This is a genomic window from Patescibacteria group bacterium (assembly GCA_041661505.1).
Lineage (GTDB): Bacteria > Patescibacteriota > Patescibacteriia > Patescibacteriales > JBAZCA01 > JBAZCA01.
Window position 1 is genome coordinate 352,493 of the sequence record JBAZUF010000001.1, and the last position, 20,257, is coordinate 372,749.

At 46.1% G+C, this 20,257-nt stretch carries 13 protein-coding genes; 7 read left to right on the forward strand and 6 right to left on the reverse strand.

Annotated elements, in window-relative coordinates:
* The 4 genes from WC715_01830 to WC715_01845 form a co-directional block, all read right to left on the reverse strand.
* Nucleotides 1-8,037: a hypothetical protein gene (locus WC715_01830; protein MFA6171185.1), complete on the reverse strand. Its 8,037-nt coding sequence runs from the start codon at nucleotides 8,035-8,037 to the stop codon at nucleotides 1-3.
* Between the two features lie 283 nt (nucleotides 8,038-8,320).
* Entirely contained in the window at nucleotides 8,321-9,046 is a 726-nt protein-coding gene (locus tag WC715_01835) for a thrombospondin type 3 repeat-containing protein (protein ID MFA6171186.1), read from the reverse strand.
* An 88-nt stretch (nucleotides 9,047-9,134) separates the two neighbouring features.
* The gene (gene rsmA, locus WC715_01840; GenBank protein MFA6171187.1) at nucleotides 9,135-9,977 is read right to left on the reverse strand and encodes a 16S rRNA (adenine(1518)-N(6)/adenine(1519)-N(6))-dimethyltransferase RsmA; all 843 of its coding nucleotides are present in this window, start codon (nucleotides 9,975-9,977) and stop codon (nucleotides 9,135-9,137) included.
* 17 nt (nucleotides 9,978-9,994) lie between these two features.
* The gene (locus WC715_01845) at nucleotides 9,995-10,486 is read right to left on the reverse strand and encodes a hypothetical protein (protein MFA6171188.1); all 492 of its coding nucleotides are present in this window, start codon (nucleotides 10,484-10,486) and stop codon (nucleotides 9,995-9,997) included.
* 67 nt (nucleotides 10,487-10,553) lie between these two features.
* Between WC715_01845 and WC715_01850 the strand changes: the two genes are divergently transcribed.
* Nucleotides 10,554-11,498, forward strand: a complete 945-nt coding sequence (locus WC715_01850; protein MFA6171189.1) for a thrombospondin type 3 repeat-containing protein — start codon at nucleotides 10,554-10,556, stop codon at nucleotides 11,496-11,498.
* A gap of 94 nt (nucleotides 11,499-11,592) precedes the next feature.
* On the opposite strand, the gene leuS is transcribed toward WC715_01850, so the two are convergent.
* Together leuS and WC715_01860 are read right to left on the reverse strand one after the other, a co-directional pair.
* Nucleotides 11,593-14,211, reverse strand: coding sequence for a leucine--tRNA ligase (leuS, locus tag WC715_01855; GenBank protein MFA6171190.1), 2,619 nt, complete (start codon nucleotides 14,209-14,211; stop codon nucleotides 11,593-11,595).
* Nucleotides 14,212-14,312: 101 nt separating this feature from the next.
* On the reverse strand, nucleotides 14,313-14,468 hold the full coding sequence (locus tag WC715_01860) for a hypothetical protein (protein MFA6171191.1): 156 nt from the start codon (nucleotides 14,466-14,468) through the stop codon (nucleotides 14,313-14,315).
* Between the two features lie 62 nt (nucleotides 14,469-14,530).
* Between WC715_01860 and WC715_01865 the strand changes: the two genes are divergently transcribed.
* From WC715_01865 to WC715_01890, 6 genes are all read left to right on the forward strand, one after another.
* Nucleotides 14,531-15,190 carry a DsbA family protein gene (locus WC715_01865; GenBank protein ID MFA6171192.1) on the forward strand — a complete coding sequence of 220 codons (660 nt, stop codon included), beginning with the start codon at nucleotides 14,531-14,533 and terminating at the stop codon, nucleotides 15,188-15,190.
* A gap of 21 nt (nucleotides 15,191-15,211) precedes the next feature.
* Nucleotides 15,212-15,766, forward strand: a complete 555-nt coding sequence (locus WC715_01870; GenBank protein MFA6171193.1) for a 2-oxoacid:acceptor oxidoreductase family protein — start codon at nucleotides 15,212-15,214, stop codon at nucleotides 15,764-15,766.
* Nucleotides 15,767-15,803: 37 nt separating this feature from the next.
* Nucleotides 15,804-16,118 carry a 4Fe-4S binding protein gene (locus WC715_01875; GenBank protein ID MFA6171194.1) on the forward strand — a complete coding sequence of 105 codons (315 nt, stop codon included), beginning with the start codon at nucleotides 15,804-15,806 and terminating at the stop codon, nucleotides 16,116-16,118.
* 95 nt (nucleotides 16,119-16,213) lie between these two features.
* The gene (gene porA / locus WC715_01880; GenBank protein ID MFA6171195.1) at nucleotides 16,214-17,383 is read left to right on the forward strand and encodes a pyruvate ferredoxin oxidoreductase; all 1,170 of its coding nucleotides are present in this window, start codon (nucleotides 16,214-16,216) and stop codon (nucleotides 17,381-17,383) included.
* Nucleotides 17,384-17,516: 133 nt separating this feature from the next.
* Nucleotides 17,517-19,019, forward strand: coding sequence for a glycogen/starch synthase (locus WC715_01885; GenBank protein ID MFA6171196.1), 1,503 nt, complete (start codon nucleotides 17,517-17,519; stop codon nucleotides 19,017-19,019).
* Nucleotides 19,020-19,055: 36 nt separating this feature from the next.
* Entirely contained in the window at nucleotides 19,056-20,228 is a 1,173-nt protein-coding gene (locus WC715_01890; protein ID MFA6171197.1) for a hypothetical protein, read from the forward strand.
* Nucleotides 20,229-20,257 lie beyond the last annotated feature (29 nt).

Genomic DNA, 20,257 nt, shown 5'->3' on the forward strand with positions numbered 1-20,257 from the left:
TTATCTTTCCGTTACAACCACCCACCCGTTATACGGCTGGTAGCTATAGTCGTTAATGCAGTTTTTGGCCCAAACCGGGGTATCGACATAATTTCCGCTCGCGTCAACCTTAAAGGAGCACCAGCCCCAGTTGTCTTTCACTTTTACTTTCGGCTGAACCATGCAGCAATCGGAATTAACCGGGCAACTCTCGCCATTTCCATCGCCTTTATAATTGCTGGCCGCTCCATTATTATTTCCGCAGTATATTTGATCACAGCCGATATCTCCGGCTTTGCAGGAATATTTTTTCTTTCTCATGTCCCAATAATCGTATAAATGGAAGAGCGAATGAGGACTGGAAGTAGCCTCGCGGTCATACATCTCGACTCCGGTAATAGTCGTTGATTCTTTGTCGCCCCAAATTACGCTAAGCATTACCATTGGCAGTTGTTGTGAGTCAACAAAAGAGTTAAAAGTCAAGTTCATCAATCCGTTCTTAGACCTTACGGCCTGGGAGGAAGCTTGCTTGTCAATCTTCAAATTTTTAATTTTGGGCGGTATGGAACAATAGTCGCAAGTCTTCGATGATCCCGCTTCGCACGAAAGACAGCTTCCGCTAACGCCGTCATACCCGGTGCATTTCATGGTAGTGGGATTAAAAGTCGGCCTGGTAGCGCTGGTACAATAGATTCTGGGAGGCGTCCAGGACGGGGAGGTAGCTTTCAGATACTTTTCCGATGTAGCGTCCCAAGTCCAAGCCCCGTAGCTTTTCGCGAAAAGCCGCTTAACATAGACAGGTGAAACGTTGCTACCCGCCCTGGCTTCATCGCTATCCGAATCCAGCATTGCCAGCTGATCCCACTCGTAGGGGTTGTCTTCATATCCCGTGGGCGGGACGACTGATCCAAAGGGTGGATAATCAGCGTCATAATCACATGTTTTGGAATTATTACTGCAATAAACTTTATATTTGCTTCCCTTGTAAGCGCGCGAACTCCAAAATTTATTTTGGCCGGTCGGAGTAACAACCTGAACAATATTTGCCGCGACATACATGGAAATTTTTTTTCGGTCTGTGGTTGCTGTTATATATTCTCCCGGACCGCAGGCGGCATGTATATAAGTTATAATCGGCGTGGCTTTTGACGGGCAATAGTAATCGGTTGTTCCATCCGAATAGATTGACTCAACTTTAGTACAATCTACCGCGGTTTCTGCGGCTGTGCCGAATTTAGGCTTACAACCCAAATAAGTGGTTTTTAGGGTATAGGAGCCGCCTGATTCGGAAAGCGAGTAGGAATAACCGTAAGCACTGCCCGAAGCTTCGCCCGGACAGACTTCTGACGCGCCACTATAAAAACTCACTAGGTTTTGTTTCTCCTCGTTTGCGCATCCCTTATTATCTCCAGGCGAATCGCAAGAAGCGCCGGTGTATTCAACTTTTGTTCCGACTTTAATCGGAATCAGCTCTTCAGTGTCGCAAGTATAGCGCTTAGTCATATTGGTCGCGTAATAAAGAGGATAGCGGTTATTATACCCGGCGCCTTCTTCAATGCCGTCGCCTTTTACTTTATCGACCGGCCACCACATAATGCAATTCTTCGTTGAGCCCGGCGAACGGTCAAATTGCAGGCAATATCCGGGCCAGCCTTTTTCCCTAACTCCCGAGTCGTTAAAATAATCGCAGGACAAAGAATCCGTTTCCGGGTAGAGGCGGCATAATTGGTGCATATTAAAGGTCGACGGCGTCTGGCTGGGATCATTTGCCCCTTCAAGCGCCGGACGAAGTCTAATATCGTCGATGTAGATATTTCCGGTGCAATCCCCGTCAGTCTGGCAAAGAAAATTGGGATCCGTCGTCATATCAACCGCGCCCAGCCACAAGGCTATGGTTCTGTGTTTAATTGAAGCGTCTTTAGAAACGGTCTTAAATTTTGTTACAACCGTATGCCACTCCAGCCCGGGAGAACTATAAGAATTGTCTATAAAAGCCTTATTATTCCAGTCGCTTGCGCTGTTTATGCTTATCATCGGATCATGTACCGTGACTACCGCCCTAATATCATGATGTTTGCCGTTGGACCTGAAATTCAAAGTGTTAATCTCGTAGCTCAAAATATATTCGGTGTCTGGTTCTACGTCTATCTGTTCCGAAACCGGACCAGTGCTGAATTCTTCGCTGGAGTATTTTAGAAAGCTCTCTCCTTCTACTGGATAGCCAATTCCGCCCTTGCCGCTTATACCGGCTTCCTGCTGGGCCGCGTAAGGGCTGGTTATTACCGAAAACAAGCTGGAAGACCAGCTTCCGGTAGCTGGCGTCCAGCCGGTCGGATATTTATTGGTTCCGTAGGTTTCAAAATTTCCGTTCGGCACCCAGGCCGCTTCTCCCACCTGCTTCATCTGGCCAAACGGATAAAACCCTCTCATTCTAAAATCACTGCTCGTCGAATCCAGCCCAACTTTCGCGTATCCGGAAACATTGGCATATTTCGCGATAGAGGCCGAGTTTCCGGCGATCGCGGTCTGCATACTTATAGTTGCGGGGCTGACAAAGCCGTTGCAATTGCCGGATTCGTCAAAAGAATTGCAGGTGCCGATATCAAAACAGCTTGTCTTTTCTTTTCCATTTTCATCCTTGGTTACGACCGAACTGCGGCAGGTGAGCCACTTGTCGCAGACCCGGTCAGGGGAAACTTTAATTATCTTGTTTGAATCCCAATTTCCCGGGAGTCCGGACTGGGGGGAAACGCTGGAGCTGGCGACCGTTAAGTCGGCGTCATACTGCAATTCCTCCAGGCCGCTTGATCCAAAAATTCTTTGGTTAAACAACACGCACCCTTTGTCGTAATTAATCAGCCCGTTACAGCTCGTATAATCAATCTTGTCCTTTAGCTGATAACTTATCATGGTATTTTTAACTACGACTTCATCCCCCTTTACCTTATTATATCTGATAACTTCGCAGCCTGTGTTGTCGGCCACGTAAAATAACTGGCTCTGATTGTGCTTTGTCTGCACTTCGGCTGCCTCGCTCAAGCTCGAATCCGTCCCTAGCGCGAAAATCTTTGCCTCGCAAGAGACTCCGACTTTAAACTCGCCCGAAGAAATTTGGTTGGCGCGGATTATGTAAAGAGTATTATTTTGCAGGGATATTGGCTGTTTCCAGGGCCCGCTTCCAATCCAGCCGTCCCCATTCGTTCCATTGCCGTCAATGTCCTGGAAGTCGCTATTGAAAACCAAATTGACCGAGGGCTTGCTCATCGGATCAATAAACTCGCCACAACCCGACTCGCTTGACGGGCAGATTCCGGCAAATCCGCTTTTTGTCTGGTCAATCTCCGCTCCGCCTTTGCCAAAGGTTCTGGGTTCTGTACCAGTATCGGTGCAATCATAGCTATTATCGTCTTCAACGCATTTATAATAACAGCTTTTTTCTATGCAAGCGCCTTTCCCGCCCAAGCAGTCGCTTTCTTCTTCACAGGCCGTTCCGGCGGCTCCGCAGTCTGAATCGGTTTGGCAAATTTGCGTTTCGCCGCTTTCGATTGTCCCGTTTGCCGTTACATCGTCACAGCGGTTAATTTTCTTTTTCCACCACTTCGTTCCCCCGGTCAAAGTTTTATGTTCGCAAACCTGGTCGCCGGGGTCTTTAAAATAACTATAGCTTCCGCTAGAGCTGGATTTCCATTGGTCGCATCCCTCGGCGTCTTTTGTACAGAGCGTGGACGAATATTCGTCCGGGTCGTTAACCAGGTAAGCAGCGGTATGGAGGGTCTGGCCTTCATAATTATAATTTTTACCGAGCTTTTGGCATCCTTTGTCTTCGGAATTGCAGTTATATTTGGAATTATAGACCGCGTAAATATAACTGTCGCCTCCAACTTTCACGCAGTCTGCCTTATCATTAACCGCGCCGGTCGTAGCGGTGCAATTGCCGTCGCCGTTAGCGTCATTCCAGATGCCGCCGCCAGCTTTAGAATAATTTTTCGTATCAATCATCAGCTCGCAGCCGATTGCCGATTCCTGGCATAACCGGGTAAAGCTCTTTAAATAGGCAATTTTTCCCGACTGGTCGGAATATTTGTCGCATGAAAGCATCTCCTGGGGCGAACAGCGGTTATTATAGCAAGTTTCTTTGCCTTCAGGATTATCAAGGGCGTTGTCGCAGGAAACCGGCGTTGTCCATGAATTCTTTATCAGGTAATACCGGTCGACGATTTCCACCAGCTTAACGTCGTCTATATAGAAATCCGAGGCGGCCGAAAAAATAATGCTTTCATCTCCCTGGACCTTGGAAAAATTATCGATATTATAGCGGTAAATTTTCCAGTCTCCGCCTTCGGCGGTCATTATATCTCCGGTCATCGGGGTAGTTGTTCCGTAGCCGTCAAGGAAATAAACGTTGATTTCCGCGGCTGAAGTTTTCGCCAAGAAAGTAAGCGTATAAGAATAACCGCTATGGAGAAGCGACTCGACGCTGGTGCCCGCCTTGGCGCCGTCAGTCCCAGCCTTAACCAAAAGAGACTTCCCTCCGACTTTTAAGGCGGTCGCGCTCGGCTCAATACTCGATCCGGAAAGCCCGTCCCAGCCGGTAAAATCTTGATCCTCGTCAAAGCTGTTAGCTAGAATCGTCCGCATATTACTGCCCTGATTGCCCGAGTATTCGCGGCAGCCGACTTGGGAATCCTGACAGCTTATTCCCTCGCCCGGAATGGCCGCGTATAAGCAAGACGCCTGGCTGACATTCCATCTGCCGCCATTCTTGCAATAAACATACTGCCCCTCTTCAAGCAAACAGCTTGACTTTCCTTCAGCCGCCGAATCAGAGCAGGCGGTAGCGCAGGCGCAGTAGTTCGAAGCGCTTCCGCATTGGTCCTCGCAATCTTCTTCTGAATATAAATTATTATTTTCGCTCCGGCGGTAAGGATGGCAATTATCCGAACAGGAAATCGTCGAGGTATATAGATGATAGGAAATTTCTCCAGCCCGGTTATAAAACTGCCGGCAATTGGAATTATATCTTCCATCGGTTATCGGCAAGCCGTAAGTATATTGGTTGCAGTCGCCCCGATCATCATAAGTGACGGCCGGATCGTTATTATAAACCGGAACGATTTGGTCGCTCGTATAAACGACGGGCGATTCATCCGGAGCGCCATTATCTTTTCCTGATTCATTGCTGTCAACCTGCAGATTAAAGACTTTCAGCTGGAAGCCTGACTCGCTTGAACCTTCCCAAGTATAAAATTCGGAGCAATTGGCTTTGGCGCTGGCCGGCACTTGGCAGGTCCCCCCGGTCGGGCAAACTTCGTTTTTACAGGGAGTAGCCAGGTCGCTTGAACAAACCAATTCCGGCTTAATGCACTGGCGGAGATAGGTATAATTCTGGCGGGCTTCTCCTTTTTTCTCGGCCTCGTCTAGGTTGGTGAATTGATCACAGCCGACCGCGGTGGCGGCGCAAATTTTAGCGCTTTTCGGAATAAAATATTCGTCGCGTTTCGAATCGAACTTGGCTTCTTTCTGGATATAGGTATCATAACCGACGCATTCGGCCGGGCACTGGTCGGTCTTTCGGACGCTGGCCGGTATGCTCCCGCCGTCCTTTACCGAAGTATACATATTGCAATCAACTTCATCTTCGTTGCAGCGGCGGGCAAAATTAGAACAGGCGGACGGGGCGCCGGACTTTAAGGAATAATCCGGAGTGGCTCCGCTTGAATTTTCATAGCATTCAGAAGCGTAATAGTCCGGCATAAATTTCTCATAGACTTTTCCGCTGGCCTGATAATCGCTGTATTCCGTAGCGGATGCGCCGAATTCCAGTTTGACGGCGTCAATTAAACAATCCGAACCGCTAAAGTCCTTTACGCCGATTTCCAGGCTGTTGGCTTCGCTGGCAAACCCATAATCTTCGGGAAAAGTATAGGTCAGGGTAAGCCTTTGCCAGCCGCTATTATCTGATATTAAATTCGAGGTTAAAAGCTCAAGGCTGTTATAATCATAAAAGCCGAATTTTCCTTCTGTCCCGCAATTTTTAGCCGACAATGAAAAGCTCAAGGTCCTGTCGGCCAGGGAATAATCGCTTAAGCCGATCGCTACCGGCTTTAATAACCCGCTTGAGTTAAGCTTTAAGGATTTGTTTTTGTCAGCCGCGCCGTCCGTCGATGCCGTTCCAAAACCGGACCAGCCGCCGACTGACAAGTCTTCTTCAAAGCTTGGATTAGGCAGTAAATTTACGCCGGCCACCTCGGTTGCCCGGATAAATTCGTGGCAGCCTTCGTTTGACTGGGTGCATTTAGCGGCGTTTTTATTCAAATAAACTTCTTTGCCGATTCCGCATTGCCAGCTAGCCGTACTACTAATGCCTGAAAGGCCTGTACAATACCCCCGGCAGCCGGCATTGGCTTCAGTGCATGAGCTAAAATCCAGAGTATTTTGCAGATAAGAAACCGAACTGCCGCTGTCGGACTTAAAGCTTTGGCAGGTATTATTTAACGGTTTGCATGATTTTGTGTTAAAATTCCAGGTTCTTCTTTCTTCGGTGCAGTAGCCGTAAGAATTGCACGATCCGTCGGTATCCTCGTCAACGCAGGTCTGCTCGTCAGCGCAATAATTATCGTTTCGAGATATCTCCACTTTGCTGTCGTCCCCGTCGCCGGACGTTTGGGACGATTCAATTTCCGGCCCCGCCCCTTCTTTCCGGCAATAATTTAAGGGGGCCTTTAACACCCAGCCCGGGTCAACCATCCCCCGGCACCATTTGCTGTCCATTTTACAGCTTCCGCTCTTCAGGCTTTTGTAGTCAACCGCGCTTACTTCATCAAAGCAGTAAACCATATCGCCTAAAGTGCAGGAACCGACGCCGGAATTTTTTGAAATATATTGAGCCGCCAATTCCCAGCCGACCGGAATAATCCTAAACTTTCTTAATATCACCATAGAGCGGTAAGGATAATCTTCATCCTTGTATTTCGGCTCGGCTTCAGCCGATCCGCCGGTCAAAAATCCGAATTTACCGCTGGATTTTAAGTATCCGTCTTTTATAGCCTCGGCGACTGTAAGGCGTTTAGTTATTGCCTGTCTGAACTTATCGGTTATTACGCAGTTGGTCGGTCCGGCTTTTGAAGGGTTGGCGCAGACAGTAAGCTCGCTTAAAATATTATAATCTCCCCGGACGCCGAAACTCGGTTCAGTCAAAGACCGGAATCGCGCCTCGGCCGCTTCTATGCCTTCAGAAGAGGTAAAATCAGCGTCCGGTTCAGTTACTTCAATATCCGCGGTATAGTCTGAAACTAATCCGCTCTTTAGCCATTGCTGCATTAACTTGCCTAAAAGAGTATTAATAAAAATATCAATCGCGTCAGCCGCCGTGCCGGTGAATACTGTCTGTCCAAAAGTGGATTTCTCCCAAGCAGCCGCCTGCATAGTCCTTACCGTTTCAGCTGGAGTTTTAATCCATTTACTTATCTTTTCCGTAACCGCTTTCATTCCGTTTGCCTCGTCTCTAGTTTTTTCTTTGCTCTTGACGTATCCCGTGATATATTCCGTACTCCCGGCATTCATAATCAAAGCAATTCCAAGGTCGTTTTCATAGGGATTGAACATGTTCTGAAAGTCACTTAAGAAAGTTTCACTAGATAGTTTTTCCTTCCAGTTCTTGGCCATGGTAGAGAATGAACACTTTGGTTTGCTCCAGGTTTTGTTATAAAGTCCCAAGGCAATTTTTATTTTTACCGATATATTCGGATCACAGACGTTAAAGCCTTTCCACCAGCCGGTTGTATTGCCAATACCGCTTATCATTTTCTCCAAAAACGCCCCGGCGGCGGCATCGCCGGCATCAGCGATAAAATCCTCCCAACTGCTTTGGAAAAACATTGATCCCTGGCCCGTATCGCCGGTAGCGAGATAAGTCGCCGATTCGTAAGCGAATTCATTTAAAAAAGAACCCAATGCCGCTTTAAAAGCCGCTCCGCCGACCTCTTTTAAAAGATTCCACTTCTCATCCCATAATTTCTGCCACGACCAAATCGTTGGCTGATTGGATTTTATACCCATTAGTGTTTTTAGTTGTGCGCTCAAAGATCGATTTGCCTGCTTATCATCAACAGATACTGCTGATGGATCTGAAGTTTCACCATTAGTGCCAACCCATCCACTTCCGTAACCCTCCGACTGCGCGCTTGCAATTTTTACATTTTTAATACAAAATAATCCTACAATAACAAAAACAATAAAAAGAATTAATACTGCCTTACTGGAACAATTATATTTATTTTCTACGCGCCTCTCAGTCATTTTATTAAAATATGAAAACTATAATAACTTCAAATAGCTACTACTACTGGCTCATCACTTCCCCAAAACTCTTAATCAATTCATCGTCGCTTATTTTATCTAATACTGATTTTTGCATGCCGTGGTCGATTAATAATTGCCTTAAAGTTTTGGCGTCGATTTGTCCGCTGGTTAATTGCTGAAGAGCGTCGCTACCCGTATTTGAATTGGTTTGCTGGCTGGCCTCATTTTGCACCGCTGGGCTTAAAGCATCCAACTGCTGGGACATCTGCTGAAGAGTTTCCAGGTTGACGCTATTGGGCGTCGAACTGGCCTGGGTTTGGGCGCCGGAAGATATTGAACTTTTGTAGCAAACTTTTCCTTCCGGACAATTCGGATCAGTCCCGTTTTTTACTTCAACCCCGTCTAAAATCCCGTCCGAATCGCTATCTTCCAAATAAGGCGAAGTCTGGTAAATATAGAGCTCGTCATAATCGTTTAAGCTGTCATGATCGGTGTCGGCGGATTTCTGCCTGGCGACTGTTTCCGGGCAGTCCGGTCCGGAACAGGCGCTCGTCGCGGCGTTATCAGCGGTATCGGTTTCGCCGTTATATACAAAAGGCTGGGTCAAACTTTTTTTAAACTGGACCGTCCATATAACAACCACGAACAACGCAAAAACGGCCAAAACCGCTACGGCTATCTTTTGGCCTTTGCCTAATTCTGGCGGCCGCGGCGGTTGGTTACCCTGCGGATCGCCATATTGGCTATTTTCCGGGTCTGGTTGCATGGGGAAAATAGTAATTGCTTTCGCAATGCGTATATTTAAATTTTTGGTCTTTTTGAGCCGCTGTTCTATAACCTATCCATTGCCGATATTATACCATAAACTTTCCTAACTCACCAAATAGTTTTACCCAATTTTCTATAGTCAGTCCTTCAGCCCGGATTTTAGGGTTTAAGCCAACTGCTTCTAACCCGGCTTCGGCCTCTTCGGCATTGATCTGCAGTCCGGCCGCCAGGTTGTTCTTTAGCATTCTTCTTTTCGAGCTAAAACCGAATTTTGCCAGCCGGAAAAATTTTCTTTCATCAATTTCTATGCGTTCTGGCCGGCTATCCAATTTTATAATCGCCGAATCCACTTTCGGGCTGGGCCAAAAATTCCCTTTGGAAACCTGCCTTATGATTTTCGGCAGAGAGTAAAATTGGACCGAAACCGCGAGCATGCTCATTTTAGGCGGCTTAGCAACAATCCTCTGCGCTACTTCTTTTTGAAGCATCAAAGTCAAAGACTCGGGCCGCGCTTTTTCTTCCGACAAAAATTTCCTTAAAAAAATCGAGGTGATATTGTATGGCAGATTGGCGACTACCTTGTAGTTTTTGTCTTCCAGCTTAAGGTCCCCGGCTTTCAGAGTTAAAATATCTTTATTAACCACTTCGACGTTTTTTACGTTATGCATATTCAGCCCATCCCTTAGAACCTGCGCCAGTTTGTCGTCCAGTTCAACGGCAATTACCCGTTTTGCTTTTTTTGCCAGTTTGGCGGTAAGGAACCCGAGTCCCGGCCCGATTTCCAAAACAACGTCGTGCGGCTCTAAATCGGCCGCTTGGATAATATCGTCATATATCTTTTCCGAGATTAAAAAATTTTGCCCCTTTGATCGCGAAGGGACAATATCATAAAGCTCGCAAAGATATTTTATTTGGGGAGTTAAATTCATGCCCGGCGTTTGGCGAATTATTTAATCTTATCCTTAAATCCTGCTATAATATACCTGAACCAGTCAAAAACCCGATCAGTATTATTCTTCGCCACTCCCGGAATCCCAATTACCCAAGGATAGGCGTTGGATGAACCGCAGTAAAGGTATTGCATGCCCATCGTCGGAGTCGTGCCTCCGCCTTTATAGACAAAACCTTTTGGCACGGCGAGAAAAGTCGTTCCCTGCTGGCTCTGGGTATCTAATTCGGTGTAGCCGGCGCAGGCTGTCTCAAAAACCGGAGTTACCAAGGGGCAGGAAGCCTCGCAAGTTACCGGATAATTAGCCGGAGTATCCAAGACGCAGGGCATTACCTTGGTTATGTTCCCGCCATCCTGGACCGCGCAGCTTCCTCCGGCGTTAATTTCCCGGACAAATTTTCCCCATCGGTAATAATCATAAACTATATACCCGGACGCGATTATAATCAGGGCGGAAAATATAAATAAGCTTTTTCTAACTTTTGTCATACGCCAATTCTTTACTCTTTAATTATATCAAATTTGGCGATTCAAGTCATCCTGGGATTCCAAAAATATGAAAAATCACTTGCTGATAATATTCGCTCTCCTGGCGTTGATGATTCCAGTCCAAATATCGGCTGAAAATAATTTAGCCGGAAGGCTGAAAGGTTATTTTTTAATCCAGGCCGAAAGCCATGGCGAGCTTTGGTATCTTAATCCAAAAGACGGAAAAAAATATTATCTAAACGGCCTAACTGATATAAATAATAACCTTTCCAAATTTTCCATAGGCATCAAAGACAAAGACTTGGAAAAAATCCCCCTGGGGCTAGGAGACTTTTATAAAGATATTAAGGACTCGGACGCGGACGGCCTTTCGGACGGCCTTGAAGCAAGCCTAAAGACCGATCCTTATAATAAGGATAGTGATAATGACGGATATAATGATAAAGAGGAGGCTGTAGGCGGCTATTCGCCCTTGGGTAAAGAAAAAGTTTCCTTTAATCCCAGCTTCCTAATAGAAAATTCGGGCAAAATATTTATCCAGGCTGAAAATCATGGCGAGCTTTGGTATCTTAATCCAAAAGACAAAAAGAGATATTTTTTTGGATCTTCTCCGCTGGCTCTAAAGGTTATAAAAGGCCTGGCCCTGGGAATAAAAAATACGGATATTGACAGAATTCCATCTGTCGGCGAAGAAGATAAATCTTCCGGCGACTCATTTTCTTCGGACAGCCGCGATACTATCGATTCAGCCGCGAGCGCTATCCGTTCAGGCAGTTCTTCCGCCATCAGCTATTTTACAAGCGAAGCCCAAACCCCGGTAAAATATACTCTTGACAAACTGGATAAGGAAGGCCGGCTGGCCCTGGGAAACACTCTCTCGGCCTCGGCCTTAACCAGTTCAAAAGAAGCTGAAAAAATCTATACTTCCGAAGTCTATTTTAACGGTGAAAAAACCAAAGTTAATTTCAAAGTAAAAAAGGTAGGCAAAAAATGGCTTTTGGCCAATTTATAATAGCGCCCTTTTTGGGGCGCTATTGATATTCCCATCTTTAAAATAATTTGGATTAGATTTCTAATTTGTTAATTTTTTCGGCGCGAGCTTACTGCTATTTCGCTACAATACTAACCAGCTTTCCTTTAACAAAAACAACTTTTTCGATCTTTTTCCCTTCGACCCACTTTTTCACATTCGCGCTTTCCTGCGCGATTTTTTTTGCCTCTTCCTCGGAAATATCGGCGGCGGCGGAAATCGTGTCGCGCACTTTCCCGTTGACTTGCACGACGAGTTCGATTGTTTCATCTTTAATAAGCTCCGGATCAAACTTCGGCCACTCTTCCTTAAATATGCTTTCCGCGTGCCCGAGCCCATTCCAGAGTTCTTCGGTCAAATGCGGGGCAAACGGCGATAAAATTTTTAACAGCGCCGCGTATTGGCCTTTAGTTATATTTTCCGCGTCAGACATATGGTTGACCAGAATCATCATCTGGGCAATGCCGGTATTAAACTTAAATGATTCAATATCTTCGCCGACTTTTTTTATGGTTTTGTGGAGTAAGTTATCAATTTTATTTACATCACTGCCTGCGTTATCATCACCAGCCTGCGCTCCCTTTCCGCTTTCCGCATCCTTGCCTCCGCCAGCCTTTCCATCAACTTTTTCTTTCAACTTCCACACCCGTTCTAAAAATTTCCTTCCGCCGATTAGTCCATTCGTCGACCAAGCGACCGGCTGGGAAAACGGCCCCATAAACATTTCATAAACCCGCATAGCGTCCGCGCCGAATTTTTCTACCACCTCGTCCGGGTTAATAACATTATTCCAGCGCTTAGACATTTTCCGTCCGTCTTCGGCAAGTATTAATCCGACATGCTGAAGGCGGGTGAAAGGCTCGTCATAACTAACCGCGCCGATATCGAATAAAAATTTGTGCCAGAATCGGGCATATATTAGGTGGCGCGTCGCGTGCTCGGCGCCGCCGACGTAAAAATCGACCGGCGACCAATATTTCTCTTTTTCTTTATCTACCAGCGCTTCGTTATTACGCGGATCAATGTAGCGAAGGTAATACCAGGATGACCCGGCCCATTGCGGCATAGTATTGGTCTCCCGCTTAGCCGGGCCACCGCATTTCGGGCATTTTATTTCCACCCATTCCTTTATATTCGCCAGCGGAGATTCGCCGGTTCCGGTCGGTTCGTAATGCTCAACTTCCGGCAAGGTAACCGGCAGTTCGGAAACGCCCACCCAGCCCGGATTAATAATTTCTCCGGCGGTAAACCCATTTATTTTTTCCGCCTTTTCCTTAATTCCCGCATGTTTTATTTTTTCCACCACATCAGGATGCTCAAAAACATATTTTTCCACTTCAGCCTTGCAATGCTCGCAGTAAACGAGCGGGAACGGCTCACCCCAATATCTTTGCCGGGAAAATACCCAGTCTTTAATTTTGTAGCTGACTGTCCGCCGGCCCCAGCCTTTTTCTTCAATATAATCCATTATCTTTTTCGTTGCGGCATGAATATCAAGGCCGTCTAAAAATTCGCTATTAATCATAACGCCTTCTTCTTCCTGCACTTGTTCCGGTTTCGTGATCGGCGAGGCATCACCATCTTTTCCCACAACAACTCTTATCACGTCGAGTCCCATGGCCTGGGCAAACTCAAAATCGCGGATGTCATGGCCCGGCACGCCGACAACAATTCCGGTTCCGACCGAGGCTAAGACAAAATCGCCGACATAGATCGGCATGCGTTTTCCGGTAAGATTATTGATTGCGGCCCAGCCAGTTGCTACTCCGGTCTTAACACGGCCTTCGCTTATTCTCTCAATCTCACTTTTATTTTTAGCCTCTTCAACATACTTGGCCGCTTCTTTTTTATTAGGGAACTTATCGAGATTATTGGTTACAAAATCGCTGTCCGGCGCGGCTACAATAAAAGTCGCTCCAAAGTTAGTGTCCGGACGGGTGGTGAATACCGATAATTTTTGGTCCAAGCCTTCAATTTCATAATCGATATCAATTCCCTCTTTCCGCCCGATCCAATTTTTTTGCATTACCTTAATCGACTCTTCCCAGTCCGGTAATTTTTCCAGGTCGTTAAGCATCCGATCGGCGTAAGCGGTAATTTTTAAAACCCACTGGCGTATCGGCTTTTTTTCGACAACAGACCCGCATCGTTCGCATCTTCCATTCTCCAGGTCTTCATTCGCCAAACCGGTTTTGCAGGACGGGCACCAGTTAATCGGCTCGTTGGATTCATAAGCCAGGCCGCGGCGAAACATCTCTAAAAATATCCACTGGGTCCATTTATAAAATTCCGGGTCAGTAGTATTTATTTCCCGGTCCCAGTCATACGTAAACCCGAGTTGTGCGAGCTGGCGCTTAAAAGTCTCAACGTTTTTTTCCGTAGCAACGCGCGGATGGGTTTTATTTTCCAAAGCGTAATTTTCCGCCGGCAAGCCGAAAGCGTCCCAGCCCATAGGATGCAAAACATTATACCCTTGCATCATCCGCATTCTCGCGTACACATCTGTAGCAATGTATCCCTTGGGATGGCCGACATGAAGTCCGGCGCCCGAAGGATACGGAAACATGTCCAAAATGTAGTACTTAGGCTTTTTTTCATCATCTCGTCCCCCGACGCTCTCGCCAGTCTTATAAATCCCCCATTCTTCCCATTTTTTCCGCCATTTTGGCTCGATCGCTTTATGGTCGTATTTCATAATTCTTAAAAATTTTAATACAAAAATATTATGCTCCTAATATTAAGCTAATTTTTGAGAATTTTCAAGAGCTTATTAAGAGATATGCCAAAAAAGCTTTTTTATTTTACCGTCTTCTTTATTATCAACTCCTGCAGCTTTTTTACGCTACCGCCGGAAACTTTCATTTTCGCGCGCTTTTTATTCTTTCGCTTTTCATGTTTTTTTTCCAGGGCGGCTAAAAGGCGGTCATGTTCGCCCCCATTTTGTTTGTTCATAAGGAAAATGGTATAATCAACTTAACTTCTTTTATTATAATCCAAGATAGGATAGCCGACAAATGGGGAAAAAAGCGGTAAAAATAATTTTTCTTTTCGCATTTTTTTTAGTGCTGGCTTTTTCCGTTGCTTTCGGCCTTTACGTATTCAGAATCTATCGCGACGCGAAGGCCGATCTTAAAAATCAGTCCCAAAAAATCCAATTAAGCGGCCCAAAATACGAGATCAATACCAAGGGCGATTATTGGTTCGGCTCAAACAATCCTAAAGTGACCATAATTGAATTTTCCGATTTTGCCTGTCCCAATTCAAAAAATTCTTTTTCGACGATCCGCGAACTGGTAATAAAATACAATAAAGACGTAAAATTGGTTTTTAAAGACTACCCGCAGTTTGACGAATCCCTGGATTTAGCCAATGGCGCCCGCTGCGCCGGGGAGCAGGGCCTGTTTTGGCTGATGCATGATAAATTATTCTTAAACCAGGGAATAAATACCGCCGCCGGAATACTCGAAGCGGCCCGGGAAATCGGCGCGGATACCGGCCGGTTCCAAACCTGCTTTGATAGCTTAAAATACCAGGAATTAATCAAAAACGACGCCCAGGAAGGGCAAAGAATTTCCCTGTCCGGAACGCCGACTTGGATTATTAACGGATATATGGTATATGGAGATATACCCTTGCCGATTTGGGAAAAGCTAATTAACCAGATGATAGAATAATTTATACCAGAAAAAATTTATATGATACAAGTACGCATTCATGGCCGGGGCGGACAAGGGGTGGTTACTTCAGCCGAACTAATCGCCGTCGCCGCTTTTTTGGACGGCAAAGAAGCGCAAGCCTTTCCCTATTTCGGCGTGGAGCGCCGGGGCGCGCCGATTATGGCGTTCGCGCGGATTGACTCGAAGCCGATCCGGTTAAGGGAGCATGTATATCATCCGGATATAATTATTGTCCAGGACGCGACGCTTTTGGGCGCGGTCAATTTGTCCGAAGGCGCGGCCGCCAAGGCTATAATGATTGTAAACACGACGAAACTTCCGGAAGAAGTCAGCCGGCTGGCCGGTTTTCCCGCGAGCAGCATCCACACTTTTGACGCGACAAAAATCGCCCTGGATACGATCGGGAGGAACATTGTAAACACGGTAATTCTCGGGGCGCTTTCAAAAATTGCCGGGGTCATTAGCTTAAAATCTCTTGAAGCGGCGATTAAGGAACAGCTTGAATCCAAGGGCCCGGAAGTGGTAAAAAGAAATATAGCGGCTATTGAAAAAGCCTACGCGTCGATTAAATAAACATGCATCCGGCTAAACCGCATTCATTAAATTATTTATGAAGCTTCCGATATCAGTCAAACCCAATTCAACTATCAAAAACAAAACCGGCGCCTGGCGGACTTTTAAGCCTGGCGTTGATTTGGAAAAATGCACCGGTTGCGGGATTTGCACCCGGCTTTGTCCCGAAGGAATAATTTCTCTGGAAAATACAGACGCAAAAAAAGTTAAAACAGCTCCAGGCGCGGCCGCTCCCGCCAGCGCCGTTTCCCGGCCCAAAGCCAAAATCAATTTTGACTACTGCAAGGGTTGCGGGCTCTGCGCGAGAGAATGCCCGTTTAAAGCCATAGATATGGAGCTGGAAGATAAATAATCCGCGCATCATCATGATTCATGCGATTGCCGAATTGCAAGTAATTACCATTAAATAATTTATAAATTGGAAATTGATAATTGAAAATTTCTTATATGCGGCAAATACTAGAAGGATCAAACGCGATTGCCCGGCTGATAAAAGACATTAGCCCGGGCGTGGTTTCGGCTTACCCGATCACCCCCCAGACCCACATCGTTGAAGACCTGGCAAAATTCAAAGCCGACGGCCAGGCCGGTTATGAGTATGTCCGGGCGGAAAGCGAATTTTCGGCGGCGTCAATCGTCGCCGGGGCGTCAGCTACCGGCGTGCGCACCTATACCGCTACCAGTTCCCAAGGCCTTTTGCTTATGTGCGAAGTGGTTTTTAATATTGCCGGCATGCGCCTCCCTGTTGTTATGACCGTGGCGAACCGCGCTATTTCCGCGCCGATTAATATCTGGAATGACCAGTCCGACGCGATGGTGGTCCGGGATGCCGGCTGGATTATGCTTTTTTCGGAAAATATCCAGGAAACAATCGAACAGCATCTTCTGGCTTTTAGGGTCGCGGAAAAATTAAAAATTCCGGTTATGGTTAATTTGGACGGATTTGTTTTAACCCATACTTTTGAGCCGGTGGAGCTTCCGGACAAAAAAACCATAAAAAAATTCCTCCCTGATTACCGGCCGAAAGCTGGAGAATATCTTGATCCGGCTAATCCGGTTACTTTAGGCGCATTAGCCACGCCGGACGATTACATGGAAATACGGGAAGATTTAAGCAAGGACGTTCTAGGCTCCGCAACCGCCTTAGCCGAGGAAGGCGCCCGGCTGGCAAAAATTCTTAATTCTTCCGGCAGTCATTCGTCGGCCAACCCTTTTGTCGAATATTACGGCCCTAAAAATCCTAAAATTATTTTAGTGGCCCTGGGTTCGGTCATAGGGACAATGAAAGAAGCGGCGGATGAGATCAATTCGAAAAAATTCGGCTTTGGAAATAAAGTCGGAGTATTAAAAATTAAATGCTTCCGCCCCTTTCCTCATAAAGAGATCGCGGATATTTTAAAAACTGCCAAGCAGGTTGCTGTTTTAGACAAGTCCATTTCTTTGGGGCATCTCGGCCCCCTGGCATCCGACATCCGTTCAATCAGCCTCGCGGGAAAAACCCAAATTAAAAGCTTTATCGCCGGTTTGGGCGGCCGGGACATAACCCGGGCGATGATAAAGAAAATAGCGGCCGATTTTCCTAAATCGAGTGTTGACGGGCCTAACTTTGTCGGATAAAATTTGTCTGCGCCTAAGATATAATCTTGTTCGTCCGCACGCTGTCAGCGTGCGGACTCCCTCGCTTTAATTATTTCTGATGAAATAATCTAATTCGCTAGTCCCGCATTTGCGGGGATCACTCACTTCAGTTATGAAAATTGTTTCCATTGCCAGTGAAGTGGCGCCTTTTTCCAAGACTGGCGGTTTGGCGGACGTAGCCCGCAGCCTGCCAAAAGCGATTAAAAGGCTCGGCCATGAAATAATCGTAATCACTCCGCTTTACGGCAAAATAATTGCCAAAGAAGAGTATGATTTAAAGCTGATTTTCGAAGGCGTCGGGGTAAAAATCGACAAGGAAGAATTTAAGATAAATTTTTGGAAGGGCTTTTTAATGGAAGACCTTCCAATTTATTTTGTCGAAGAGCCGAATTTTTTTTCCAAGCGGGAAAAGATCTATGGCGGAAGCCGCGAGAATGCCCGCTTTTTGGTTTTTGATATAGCCGCCCTGAAACTTTTAACCCTTTTAAAATTCAAGGCTGATATTATCCATTGCCACGACTGGCATACCGGCCTGATTCCCTATTATTTGAAAGCCGACTTCAAATTATCTTCCTCATTAAAAAAAGCCAAAACCGTTTACACCATCCATAACCTGGCTTTCCAATTCGGCCAAAACTGGTGGGAAGTGCCGGCTGAAAAAAAAGATTACGGCAAGAGCAAAATTCCGAGATTCGCTTCGCCGGATTTGGAATACGTGAATTTCGCCAAACGGGCGATATTAAACGCTGACGTCATTAACACCGTAAGCGAACAATACCGGGAAGAGATAATGACCAAAAATTTCGGCCAGGATCTCCATAGGATTCTAGCTAACCGGGAAAACCGGCTTTTCGGCATCATCAACGGCATTGATTACAACGCCTACAATCCGGTCAAAGACGGCACCTTGGTTAAAAACTACAACACCAAGACCATCTACCGCAAAAAGGTCAATAAAGAATTCCTGCAAAAAAAACTGGGTCTGGCGGTTAACCGCGAAATTCCGTTAGTTTGCGTAACCTCGCGGGTAACCTTTCAAAAAGGCTTCCAGCTGATCGTAAAAATTCTTGACCAGCTCTCCAGGCTTGATGTCCAGCTGGTGGTTATGGGCGACGGCGAGAAAGAATACATCAGCCAAATTAAAAGCTTCCAAAAAAAATATCCGAAAAAATTCGCCTGGCTGCCTTTTGACCAAAAATTAGAAAACTTGGTTTATGCCGGTTCAGATATGTTTGTCCTGCCTTCTTTCCACGAACCCTGCGGAATCAACCAGCTGATTGCCATGCGCTACGGATGCGTGCCGATTGTCCGGAAAGTGGGAGGGTTGTACGATACAGTGGAAAATTATGATATAAGAAAAAATCAAGGCACCGGGTTCAGCTTTAATAATTTTGATACCTATTCCCTGTACGGCGCGCTTCTTATCGCTTTGGAAATATATAAAAACCGGCCGATGTGGCGCTCTATTGCCGGACGGGCGATGAAGCAGTCGAGTAGCTGGGAAATACCGGCCAAAAAATATATTACCTTATACCGCAAAGCATTGAGCTTAAAAATTACCGAGCAAGCCTTTAAGCCGGTTGCGGCCAAACCGCGCCAGGGATTATTGGGTTAGGCATCGCGCCTTTAATACCTTCCTAACCAGACATTTATGCTTTGGATAAATTTCCTCCATTTCTACCAGCCCGCCAATATTGAAAAAGAAAAAATTATCGAAGCGGCGGAAAAAAGTTATTTTTATATCCTGGATTGCCTTGAAAAAAATCCGAAAGTAAAATTCACCATAAACCTGTCCGGCTGCCTCCTTCTCCGTTTTGACGAAGATCTCAAATACCAGCCGCTAATCGAAAGGTTTGCCCGGCTTTTTTCAAGGGGCCAGCTGGAAATCGCCGGAACCGCCGCCTACCATCCCCTTTTGCCCTTAATCCGCGGTAAAGTTGCGATTGAACAGATAAAAGAGCAGGAAAAAATTTTAAAAAAATTTTTTGATTGCCCGAGGCCGAGGGGATTTTTTTTCCCCGAGATGGCCTATTCGCCGGAGGCGGCAAAAATGATAAAAAGGCTCGAATATGAATGGATAATTTTAGACGAAATTTCGGCCGGGCAAGGGCTCGGGAAAATTGATACGTCAAAAATTTATTTGGACAAAAACAGCGGGCTGAAAGTTGTTTTCCGCAACCGGCGCCGGTCATCCGGCTACATCCCTAAGCACCTACTCGAAGACTGGGGAAAGCTTGAGGGAAAAACCCTGATTACCGCGACTGATGCCGAGCTTTACGGCTTAAAACACAATGATCATTCAAGGAATTTTGCAAAATTATTGAGCCATGATAAGCTTAAAACCGCTTCTATTTCCGAGTATATTGATTGCCAAAAAGAGCCGCCCGAGGAACTAAAAATTGTCTCTTCATCCTGGGAAACAACCGCGGAAGAATTAAAAAGAGGCGAAGCGTTTTCCCTTTGGTCCGGAAGCGACAAAATCCACGTTAAACTATGGAAGCTCGCTAATTTGGCCCAAAAGCAATATTTAAAGCATAAAAGCGAGGCTTCGGCGCCTGAACCAGGCGCCAGCTATTGGTCTTATTGGCATTTAGCCCGGGGGCTCTCAAGCTGCGGCTTTTGGTGGGCCTCGGGAAAAGATTTTAGCCATTCTTTCGGGCCTAAAGCCTGGAGCCCGGATGAGGTTGAAAAAGGCGTAAACGAGCTTACGCGCTCAATCCGTTCGCTGGAAAAATTAACTGATTTAAAGACCAAATTGAAAGCCGAAAAAATGGCTTTGGAAATTAAAAAGCTAATTTGGGAAAAGCATTGGAGAGGAGAATAAGCTAAAAATCCGCCTTGGATTAAAGGCAA

Coding starts and splice junctions, on each gene's coding strand:
- WC715_01830 (MFA6171185.1), bottom strand. CDS start 8,037: ATGGGTATAAAATCCAATCAGCCAACGATTTGGTCGTGGCAGAAATTA.
- WC715_01835 (MFA6171186.1), bottom strand. CDS start 9,046: ATGCAACCAGACCCGGAAAATAGCCAATATGGCGATCCGCAGGGTAAC.
- rsmA (MFA6171187.1), bottom strand. CDS start 9,977: ATGAATTTAACTCCCCAAATAAAATATCTTTGCGAGCTTTATGATATT.
- WC715_01845 (MFA6171188.1), bottom strand. CDS start 10,486: ATGACAAAAGTTAGAAAAAGCTTATTTATATTTTCCGCCCTGATTATA.
- WC715_01850 (MFA6171189.1), top strand. CDS start 10,554: ATGAAAAATCACTTGCTGATAATATTCGCTCTCCTGGCGTTGATGATT.
- leuS (MFA6171190.1), bottom strand. CDS start 14,211: ATGAAATACGACCATAAAGCGATCGAGCCAAAATGGCGGAAAAAATGG.
- WC715_01860 (MFA6171191.1), bottom strand. CDS start 14,468: ATGAACAAACAAAATGGGGGCGAACATGACCGCCTTTTAGCCGCCCTG.
- WC715_01865 (MFA6171192.1), top strand. CDS start 14,531: ATGGGGAAAAAAGCGGTAAAAATAATTTTTCTTTTCGCATTTTTTTTA.
- WC715_01870 (MFA6171193.1), top strand. CDS start 15,212: ATGATACAAGTACGCATTCATGGCCGGGGCGGACAAGGGGTGGTTACT.
- WC715_01875 (MFA6171194.1), top strand. CDS start 15,804: ATGAAGCTTCCGATATCAGTCAAACCCAATTCAACTATCAAAAACAAA.
- porA (MFA6171195.1), top strand. CDS start 16,214: ATGCGGCAAATACTAGAAGGATCAAACGCGATTGCCCGGCTGATAAAA.
- WC715_01885 (MFA6171196.1), top strand. CDS start 17,517: ATGAAAATTGTTTCCATTGCCAGTGAAGTGGCGCCTTTTTCCAAGACT.
- WC715_01890 (MFA6171197.1), top strand. CDS start 19,056: ATGCTTTGGATAAATTTCCTCCATTTCTACCAGCCCGCCAATATTGAA.